This window comes from Streptosporangium sp. NPDC006013, assembly GCF_040614275.1.
Taxonomy (GTDB): Bacteria; Actinomycetota; Actinomycetes; order Streptosporangiales; family Streptosporangiaceae; genus Streptosporangium.
Map to the genome: position 1 here is coordinate 1 of NZ_JBEXUE010000395.1, position 9465 is coordinate 9465.

A 9465-nucleotide genomic window follows, 5' to 3' on the forward strand; every position below is an offset into this window, starting at 1 on the left:
ACGCTGCTGCGCGCGGTGTTCGCCAACAGCGTGGTCGAGACGGTCAGCTCGCTCTAGGGCACGGGCGCGGGCGGATTCGTGCTCGCCGGCCGTGCGCCAGGCCGCGCGTTCGGACTCCTCGGCGCGCTGTTGCGCCGCGGCGGCCTTCTCCATGGCCTTCTCACCTGCGGTGATGGTGGCCTCGGCGCTGTCGTGGGCGGCGCTGGCGCGTCGTTCGGCGGCGGTGATGCGTTCGGTGGCGCGCTGCTCGGCAGCCGCGGCGGCGGCACGGGCCTCTTCGGCTGCCTGCTCAGCGGCGTCGATCTGGGTGAGCGCGCCGGTGGTCGCGGTCTGGAGCGCCTCGGTGAAGGCGGCCAGCTGGGCGCTCCACTGCTCGCCCGCACTCAGCAGATCGCCGCTCAGCGCACCGGTCCGACGCAGCGCCTCGGCGACCACTGGGGTGTGGGCGGCGGTGCGGGCGCGGTACGCGGCGGCGCGGCAGGCGTCCCCGCAGTACAAGGCCGGGCGGCCGCTGCGCCGGCCGGTGGACTCCAGCCGGTTGGCGCACCCCGAGCGGGCACACATACGCCCCGTATCGGAGTCATCGCTGTTCACGTCGGGGTTCGCGAGGGGTTCGGGCGCGCCGGAAGGGTCATTGATCACTCGACGAGAGTAGCAGCGTACCGTTCGCAAACGATTGAATTTCGTTCGTAACAGAACGGAAATTCTAAGATGATGCGAGTTTGGACTGACCCGCGATAATCTTCCTTATCGCGGGTCAGAACGGCCCCCAAAACGAGGCTTCCGGAGGCTGCCGAGTGACGTATGACGGGCATCACGAGGAGCCGATCACCGGGCAGGTCGTCCGAGTGGGGGAGCAGGGTGCGGGAAACGCGATCACGACCGCCGGTGAGAGGCAGTACACCGCGGCGGACTACGCGCTCAGCGACGAGGCCCGGGCCCGCATCGCCGACGGCGTACCCCCCAACACCCGGCGCGCATATGAACGCCAATGGACCGCTTTCTCCACCTGGTGCATCGAGCACGGCCGGGTCGAGCTGCCCGCCACCGGCCACACGCTGGCCGAATACGTCGAGACGCTGTGCGCGACCGATCGGGCTCCGGCCAGCATCGAGCAGGCCATCGCCTGCGTGCGCACCATGCACCGCCTGGCCGGCCACCCCAACCAGCCCGCCACCGACGCCGCCCGCCTGGCGCTGCGCGCCTACAAACGCGCCCGCGCCGAGACCGGAACCCGTGGCCAGCGCGAAGCTCCACCGGTGGGCATCGACGCGCTGCGCGCCATGGTCAGCGCCTGTGACCTGGGCACCCGCATCGGCCTGCGCGACCGGCTCCTGCTGGTGCTGGGCCTGGCCCTGATGGGCCGCCGCTCCGAACTCATCGCCTTGACCTGCGACGACGTTCGGCAGGTTCCCGATGGATTGGAGGTCACCATCCGCACCTCCAAAACCGACAAGGACAGCCGCGGCGAGACCATCGCCATCCCGCGCGGCAGCCACCCCCTGACCGACCCCGTCGCCGTCTGGAGCGACTGGATCGCCGTGCTCGCCGAGGCAGGACAGACCTCCGGGCGGTTGCTGCGCCGCGTCGACCGACACGGCAACCTCGGCCCCCGGCTGGGCGCCGACGCCGTCAACGTCATCGTCCGCGACCTCGCCATCCGCGCCGCCGTCCCCGGTGCGGAGGCCTTCACCGCGCACAGCCTGCGCGCCGGCGGCGCCACCGTCGCCTACGCCGCGGGCGTCCCCGTCTCCGTCATCGCCAAGCACGGCCGCTGGGCCCCCGCCTCCCCGGTCGTCCTGCGCTACATCCGCGCCGTCGACCGCTGGCGCGACAACGCCATGCGAGGCGTCGGCCTGTAACCCGCACAAAACCGGACGACACCGCCCTGGCCTTCGTCGGCCTGACCCGCCAAAGCATGCTTGTGACCTGCGTCGGTCCGCGTGTTACCCGTCGCCGCTGGCTGAGGGATGACCTTATCGCCGAACGCGGGAGGCTGGAGCGAGCCGACCCCTGCGCATCGCGAGGACTTCTCTGAGCGTCCCTGAGACGCTCACGCCCTTCCGCCACGGCGGCCGTCGGCACCGGAGAACGCCTCTCCCGACACCGCGCCCCACCCCGGCCCAAGGGGGTCGGGCATCGAGCCTGACCAGGCGAAAAGACGGGCGTCCGAGCCGATGGACCACCCGTCGTCGGCAGAGGCGTCACTGACATCCTGATGACGATTTCCACTGACAGCAGATGACGAACCAGCAGGTCAGAGCATCTTTCTCCTCGTCATGCCGTCCCGAAAACGTCATGTGATGTCAGTGACGCCGAGACCTTTAGCAGCGAAGAATCTCTGTGCTGACGTAACGGCGAATCCCGCCACCGTCGCCTAGGCCGTCATCGCTGAGCCAAGCCGCGCCCGGATCATGGTCCGGCGCTAGGCCGAAGGCCGCCAGCGTGACAACACATCCTGCGCAACGCCGACCTGTACCCCGCAGACGCCTCCACCGACGTGCCGCGGCCTCAGAGAAGATCACCACAGGTGATCATCGGCAGCCGAAAAGTGCTCTGACCTGCGCACTGACACCTCATGCAGATTTCTACTGACATCCCGCTGCAGATTTGCAGCGGCCGCCATGGGCCTCACAGATCCTAACTTGCGGGAATTCACATTCCCGGTAGTTACCTTCGCACGTGGTAGGCGCAACAGATCTTATTTATTGATTTTGAATTTCTGGAAAATCAAGGATGCTACGCTGAGGTCATGCGAGAGTCGGGCGCGGTGACGCCGTGTAAGCACTGCGGGACACCGATCGAACAAAAACCCGGGCGGGGGCGGCCAAGGGCGTACTGCGCGCAGGGGGACTGCCAGGCGGTGGCCAAGCGCGAACGCGAGATGCGGCGGGCGACACCGGGACTTGAGGGGGCGCTGGCCAGAGCCGAGGAGTTCTACGAGCGCATGGAGAAGGGAATGATCGCGGCGATAGCGCCGCTGGCGCAGGTGCTGTCCGAAGAGCTGAGCCCCGCGGGGGTGGAGGCCAAGGTGAGCGCGGTACAGGCCGAGGCGCACACCCGGGTGGCGATCGCGCGCACCGAGCGGGAGCAGGCCTTCGAACAGGTACGGCTGGCACGCGAGGCCTCCGAGCACGCCCGGCGCGAGCGGGATGCGATGACGCTTCAGGTGGAGGAGGCCAACGCCGAACGTGACATCGCGCTGGCCGACGCGGAGACCGCCAGGGAGCAGGCGCTGGCCGCCCTACACGAGGCGGCCACCACCGAACGCCAGGCCAAGCACGCCGAGCAGGAGGCCAGACGCAGAGCCGAGCAGGCCGAGCGGGCTCGCGACGCCGCAGTACGGGAAATGGCCGAGCGGGTTGAGACCGCCGAGGCCGAGGTGCGCGCGGCCCGGGCGCAGGCCATACAGGATCAGCGGCAGGCCGAGCAGGCGCGCGTGGAACGAGATCGGGCACACCAGGCGGCGGGGGAGGCCGAGGAGGCCAGAGCCCAGGCCGAACGGGCCGCTGTGGCCGAGGCCGCCCGAGCCAAGGCGATCGAGGCCGAGCGGGATCGGGCGATGGCGCGGGCCGACGCCGAGGCTCGGGCGCGTGGCGAGGCCGCAGCCGAGACCTCTGAGGCACGCGCCCAGGCCGCCCGGGCGCAAAAACAGGCGGCCGAGGCGGAGAGACGGACGGCACGACAGCTGGCCGAGACCGACAGGCGCGCGGCCAAGGAGATCGCCGAGGCACGTGAGCACGCCGCGGCGCAGGTGAACAAGGCGCAGGCCGAACGCGACGAGGCGCGAATGCAACTCGCCATGGAACAGATGCGGCTGTCCGACCTGCGCGAGCAGGCGCAGGCGTTGCGTGCCGAGGCCGCCCAGCTACGAGAGCGCGCGGTTACCGCAGAGTTGCGGGCCGGCCTGGACCGGCCTGATCAGACCCCACCCGAACCGTGACCCCCCGGGCGACGCACGCCGGCTTCCCGGTGAGGTGCTCCAGAGATTCCGGACACAGGTGGACCGGAGGAGGGTGGCCGAAGCAGGACCGCCCTTTCCGCGGCCGCGTTCAGGGCGCCTGGCGGCACCTCGCGGCGTGTGCCTGCCGCGACGCGAGTGCCAGGACTACCTGCCACGGCTGGGTGAATCGCAGCGTATTGCCGGAGGGATCGAGGAAGGCACGGTCGCGGACACCGTCGGGCTGGTTGATCGGTTCTTGCATCACTTCGGCGCCCGCTGCCTCGATGTGCTCGAAGGTGGCGTCGCAGTTGTCGGTCACGAAGACAAGACGGCCCAGCAGGCCCTGGCCATCAGGTCCCCGATCGCCTGCCGGTCGGCCGGCGAGGCACCCGGGTCCGCGCCTGGCGATTCGAGGAAGATCTGCACGTCCGGCTGCGACAGCGGGCCGACGCACACCCACCGCATCCTCTCGAATTCGACGTCATTGTGTGCCTCAAAGCCGAGCACGTCTCGGTAGAAGCCGAGCACCTCGTCAACGTCGTGGACGGCGAGAGTGCAAGACGACGGCTTGAGATTCATGCCGGTCACGCTACGGATCGGTCGGGGGGGGGGTATGGCTCATTGCCGCTCCTTGTCGTTGGCGCTAAGAAAGACGATGTCGAGGTCGCGGAGCCGGTCCGGGTCGGTATCGATGGCGATGCGGATGATCTTCTCGCCGCTGATGGTGAACGTAAAGACGGCCTTCGGCCGGCCGCGGTGCGACCAGACGAGCGAAGACGTCGTGCAGGACGAACGCGAGCCGTTCGGCGGGAGTCAGCGTGTCCAGCACCACCATCAGCGCGACACCGACCGAATCGGCCAGCAGCGCCTCGTCCTCGTTCTCAGCATCGTGTATGGCGGGGTCGCCCAGCAGTCGCAGGCCCTCCCGGGGCTGGGAGGCGGTGAAGCTGTAACTGACCTGCGGCGGAGCCTTAGCGTTCAATCCTGCGGAAATGGTCCCAGCCACCCTGTACGCCGAGGTCGGGCAGACGTTCGGGCTCTCCTGTGATCAGGAGGTCCACGTCCCGGTGACGACGGCGCAGCGGTTGCTCGGGATCGAGCGGATCAACGGGATGGCGGTGGACGCCTCCGGGCCCGATCGTTGCCGATGGGCGGGGTCGGCATCTCCACGAGCAGGCGTTCACGAACAAGGTGGTAGCCGACCGCCCGATTCACGGCGAGCATCGACGCGTTCTCGTGGTTCACCGTAACCGTGACCGACTCGACCTTGGGAAACAACTCATGCAGGCGCAGTGTCTGCCGGGCCTTCATCCAGCGGGCCAGCCCGCCGCCCCTGTGCCCAGGCAGCACCGCGGTGTCGTGCTGATCAGCCACCGTCGCTCCCGAACCCGGGACCGTGGTTACCGTGGCACCGACGACCTCGCCCGAGGATGAGTGAACCACCGCGCAGACGAGCAGATGCTGCCCGTCCGTCCCCGCCTCCCACGCACGGACCGCCGCGGTGTCCCAGGCCCGAGACGCCATCTGCAGCGCGGCACCCGGCGCGTCGAGCACATGGCCCATCACCCGCCCGAACGAGGACACCCATTCCGCGGGCGCCGCACCCCGCCAGGACACCACCCGGTAATCCGGGTGAGGGGCCATCGCCAGCTCATAGCAGCGCTTCAGCACGTCCTGATCGAGTCGCTGCTCATGCAGTTCCAGCCGCAACACCACTCGCCACCCGCGGACGAACGGCTCACCAGGCGGTCCCGCCAACACCGTCGCCTGAACCCGCTCCACACCCGCATCCGCCACAACGCGAGCGAGCAACTCCGACCCGACGCCCCTGCATCGCGCCGATGGCGCCACGAACAGGCGAAGAAACCCGATCGCAGGATCATGCTGCTGCGGCCGCACCTCCGCCACCCCGCAGATCCGCCCAGCCTGACGGGCCGCCCACCGCCGCGCACCGCCGCCAACCTCGGCGCGCAACCGCTCGGCCAACGCACCGGATTCAACCGCCCCGCCGGACAGCTCCGCCTGCCCCTCCCCGAACACCCGGCACCAAGCATCCAGATCACCCTCACCGGACTCCCGAGCCTCGAACGCCTCAATTGCCAGCAAGTCCGCAACCTCTCTTGAGGAGTCGTCGATCGGCCGATTCCGGCCCGTCGATCACCAACTGGTCCCCGAACTCCCGGCGGCCACCGGGGCAGCCGCATTCGCGCGCCGAAGTCGGACCCTCCAGCGACCTCTCCCGGATGATCCGCTCGGACTCGGCCATCTCAGCGAAGACTCGAACGCGGCGCCATGGCTAGCGCATGTGCTGTGCGGTGGCCAGCAGGTCGCGCACGGTGACGATGAGTCCGTGCATGGTGCGCTCGAACGCCTCGTCCACGGTCATCAGGGGAGCGGCGGCGACCGCTTCGCGCAGGTGTGGCACGGCGAGGCCGGGGTGTGCCTGCAGCCAGAGCCCCGGAACGGGAGTGTGCTGCATGACCGGCTCGCCCTGGTCCTGGCGGTAGTCCACGAGCAGGACGAACGCGAAGACGCGTAGCGCGAGATCGCGGTGCACGATCTGAGCCTCGGCGATGTCCAGCCCGATGGTGCGCAGCATGCCGAGGAAGGCGTCGGTGTGGACAAGGCGGTCTTGGCCGATCGCGAGGTCGTCGATCTGCTCGTCCAGCGACACCAGCAGGGCGCGTGGATAGCGCCGGTAGACCGCGCGCAGCGCGGCGCCGTACTCGCAGATGCTGCGTTCCCAGTCCTCGGGCTCCGGCCGCGGGGCCGGCCATTGCTCGGTGAACAGCTGAACCGCGCGAGCCACGATCTCGCTGCGGTCATCGACGTAGTTGTAGAGGGCTCGCACCGTCACACCGAGATGCTCGGCCAGTAGCCGCATGGTCACCGTCCGGAAGCCGTGAACTCCGGCGAGGTCGAGCATCGCCTGGGCGATGAGGTCTTTGGTCAGGGTCGGCCTGCCCTTGCGCGTGAGCGGCCGCCGGCGCCGGTGTGGGCTGTCGGTGCTGGTGGCGTCGGCCTTGTCGGGATCGTGGGGCACCGTCCGAGCATAACCGCCGTTAAACTTCACACACTGTTGACTTTAACGCCCGATTTGCGCCACCCTCACTTAGGTGAGCCTTACCAACACGCATCTCCCCGGATTTCTCCGATGACCCCGCCGGCCGCCGGCCATCCAACGGCCGCTCGGGGTCGCGCGATTCTCGGCCTGGTCATCGCCGGCACCGCGCTGGTCGTGATCGACATGACGATCGTGACCATCGCCCTGCCCGCGATCCAAGCCGACCTCGGCGGAACGCTCGCCGGCATCCAATGGGTGATCATCGGATACATGATCACCATGGGTGCGGTGACCCAGGTCGCGGGAAGCCTCTCCGACCGCATCGGCCGACGCCGCATCTATCTGCTCGGCATCGCCCTGTTCACCGCCGCGTCGCTCGTCTGCGGCGCGGCGCCGACCACCACGCTGCTCGACCTTGCCCGCGCCGTACAGGGCATCGGCGGCGCCATCTTGATGGTCAACGCGCTTCCCCTGCTCTCTCAGCATCTGGAGGGGGAACGGCGCAACATGGCCATCTCCACCTGGGGCAGCGCGGCGACCGCGGCCGGCCTGATCGCCCCGCTGCTGGGCGGTGCCCTCGTCGACACGCTGAGCTGGCGTGCGATCTTCCTGATCAACATACCGATCGGTGTCGCGGCCTTCGTGATCTGCCTGCGAACACTTCCCGCCGACGGCTCCGGCCGGGCCGCTCACGGCCGGATCGACTGGGCGGGCACCGCGCTGCTGATCGTCTCACTCGCCCTGGCCAACCTGGCGCTGCTTCGTGGCGAGGACCAAGGCTGGGGATCGGCGGCGACACTGACGCAGCTCACGGTCGCGGCCGTCCTGCTCGCCGCCTTTCTCCTTCTCCAATCCCGGGTCGGTGCGCCCACCTTGGACGTCGCCCTGTTCCGCAGGCCCGCCTTCGCCGGCGCCGCCCTGGCGGTCTTCATCTCCCGCGTCCTGACCATCGGCGGCACGGTCTACTTCGTGCAGTACTTCCAGGGGTCGTTGCACCTGAACCCCACGCAGAGCGGCCTGCTACTGACGCCCGTCTTCCTCGCCCAGATGGCAGCGGGAATGCTCGGAGGCAAACTCCTGAGCCGATTCCCCTCCGGCCACGTCATCGCCAGCGGCTACGCCTGCAAAGCGGTCGGCGCCACCTTGCTGGCACTGGCCTTCACTCCGACCGTCTCACCGTGGCTCCTGACCGTCCCCCTGCTCATCTGGGGCATCGGCGGCGGCATCGCCGGCGCACCCGTGATGGCCGTCGCCATGAACGTCACCGACAAAGAACGAGCCGGTATGGTCGCCGGAACGATCACCAGCCTGGCCTCCATCGGAGCCGGCATCGGCACCGCCGTCCTCGGCGCCGTCTACACCACCCGCATCGCCGGCATCGTCGCCGCCGGACCGTCCCTGCCCGCCGCATCACGCGAGGCCGTCCTCGCCGCCGCCGCCAATGGCGATATCCAACGCGTCCTCGACCTCACCCCTGCCACCGCCCGCGCCACCGTCGAAGACCTCCTCAGCAACGCCATCGCCTCCGGCGCATCGGCCGTGCTCTACAGCTCCGCAGGCCTGGCCGTCATCACCATCGCGCTGGTGCTGACCCTCATCGGCAAACGCGACCTCCCGCAACCCGCGGCAAGCGGGCAGTAGGCCGCGCACACCAGCAGCGGCGTACCAACTCCCGCTCTAGATGATCGATTCCAAGGGGTCGTGTAGTTCACTGGCAGACGGATAGCCTGCCCGGATGTCTTCGTTGAGCCTGCGTCACGCAGTCAGGGCGGTCGTTCTCGACGAGCACGACCGCATCCTGCTGTGTCGCTTCGCCATTCCTGAGCCGGCCGGCACGGTCGTTTGGGCCGCTCCCGGCGGAGGGGTCGAGCGTGACGAAACCCCGCTTGCCGCGCTGCGCCGCGAGCTGCATGAAGAGGTAGGGCTGGCGTTCGACTCCGACCCGCCGCATGTATGGCACCAGCGGGTCGTCGCACCCGGTCACGCGGCAGGCTACGACGGCGTGGTCAACGACTACTTCCTGATCCGCACCGCATCGTTCCAGCCCCGAGGTGCGATGTCCGACGACGAACTCGCCACCGAGAACATCGACGGCTTCCGCTGGTGGCGGCTGCGAGACATCGCCGACTACCGCGGTGCCGAGCTGTTCTCGCCCCGTGACCTCGCCTCGCCGTTGGCCGCGCTGATCGCCGGCGGGGTTCCGGGTAGACCGGTGTCGCTTGGCCTGTGAACCTCGCAGCCCGGCCGTCGATGGCGAGAAATGCGATGTAGGGCAGCAGGACGATCACCCTGTCGCAAGGACCGGCGGCGGGCACGGCGTTCGTCCAGAACCCCACAAGATCACATGGCAAGCCGGGCAACTCCTAGCCGTTGGTGGGGAAGCCGAGGTTGACGCCGCCGTGGCTCGGGTCGAGCCAGCGGGAGGTGACGACCTTGCCCCGGGTGTAGAAGTGCACGC

The 9465-nt window shown here is 69.0% G+C and carries 9 protein-coding genes and 1 pseudogene; 4 read left to right on the forward strand and 6 right to left on the reverse strand.

Translation table 11 applies throughout. From position 1 onward, the window contains the following. Positions 1 to 642, reverse strand: a 642-nt coding sequence (locus ABZ260_RS38930; protein ID WP_355627523.1) for a hypothetical protein, incomplete at its 3' end; no start/stop codon positions are given. Positions 643 to 797: 155 nt separating this feature from the next. On the opposite strand from ABZ260_RS38930, the gene ABZ260_RS38935 reads away from it, so the two are divergent. Then, positions 798 to 1862, forward strand: coding sequence for a tyrosine-type recombinase/integrase (locus ABZ260_RS38935; RefSeq protein ID WP_355627526.1), 1065 nt, complete (start codon positions 798 to 800; stop codon positions 1860 to 1862). A gap of 890 nt (positions 1863 to 2752) precedes the next feature. Beyond that, positions 2753 to 3943, forward strand: a complete 1191-nt coding sequence (locus tag ABZ260_RS38940) for a hypothetical protein (protein WP_355627529.1) — start codon at positions 2753 to 2755, stop codon at positions 3941 to 3943. Positions 3944 to 4052: 109 nt separating this feature from the next. Here ABZ260_RS38940 and ABZ260_RS38945 read toward each other — a convergent pair whose 3' ends face one another. The 5 genes and pseudogenes from ABZ260_RS38945 to ABZ260_RS38965 form a co-directional block, all read right to left on the reverse strand. After that, positions 4053 to 4262 (reverse strand): VOC family protein, encoded by a 210-nt coding sequence (locus tag ABZ260_RS38945; RefSeq protein ID WP_355627532.1) that lies wholly within the window; start codon positions 4260 to 4262, stop codon positions 4053 to 4055. Next, positions 4259 to 4522 carry a VOC family protein gene (locus ABZ260_RS38950; protein WP_355627535.1) on the reverse strand — a complete coding sequence of 88 codons (264 nt, stop codon included), beginning with the start codon at positions 4520 to 4522 and terminating at the stop codon, positions 4259 to 4261. The genes ABZ260_RS38945 and ABZ260_RS38950 overlap by 4 nt, the downstream gene beginning before the upstream one ends. 193 nt (positions 4523 to 4715) lie before the next feature. Further along, positions 4716 to 4820: pseudogene (locus tag ABZ260_RS38955) on the reverse strand (RNA polymerase subunit sigma-70); the annotation flags it as partial. Between the two features lie 227 nt (positions 4821 to 5047). Next, complete coding sequence (locus tag ABZ260_RS38960; protein WP_355627538.1) at positions 5048 to 6049, reverse strand: GNAT family N-acetyltransferase; 1002 nt, start codon at positions 6047 to 6049, stop codon at positions 5048 to 5050. Between the two features lie 190 nt (positions 6050 to 6239). Further along, positions 6240 to 6986, reverse strand: a complete 747-nt coding sequence (locus ABZ260_RS38965; protein ID WP_355627540.1) for a TetR/AcrR family transcriptional regulator — start codon at positions 6984 to 6986, stop codon at positions 6240 to 6242. A 111-nt stretch (positions 6987 to 7097) separates the two neighbouring features. Between ABZ260_RS38965 and ABZ260_RS38970 the strand changes: the two genes are divergently transcribed. Together ABZ260_RS38970 and ABZ260_RS38975 are read left to right on the forward strand one after the other, a co-directional pair. Next, positions 7098 to 8648, forward strand: a complete 1551-nt coding sequence (locus tag ABZ260_RS38970) for an MFS transporter (protein WP_355627543.1) — start codon at positions 7098 to 7100, stop codon at positions 8646 to 8648. Positions 8649 to 8742: 94 nt separating this feature from the next. Then, a complete protein-coding gene (locus tag ABZ260_RS38975) occupies positions 8743 to 9237 on the forward strand; it encodes an NUDIX domain-containing protein (RefSeq protein ID WP_355627546.1) in 495 nt (164 codons plus the stop codon). Positions 9238 to 9465: the final 228 nt, after the last annotated feature.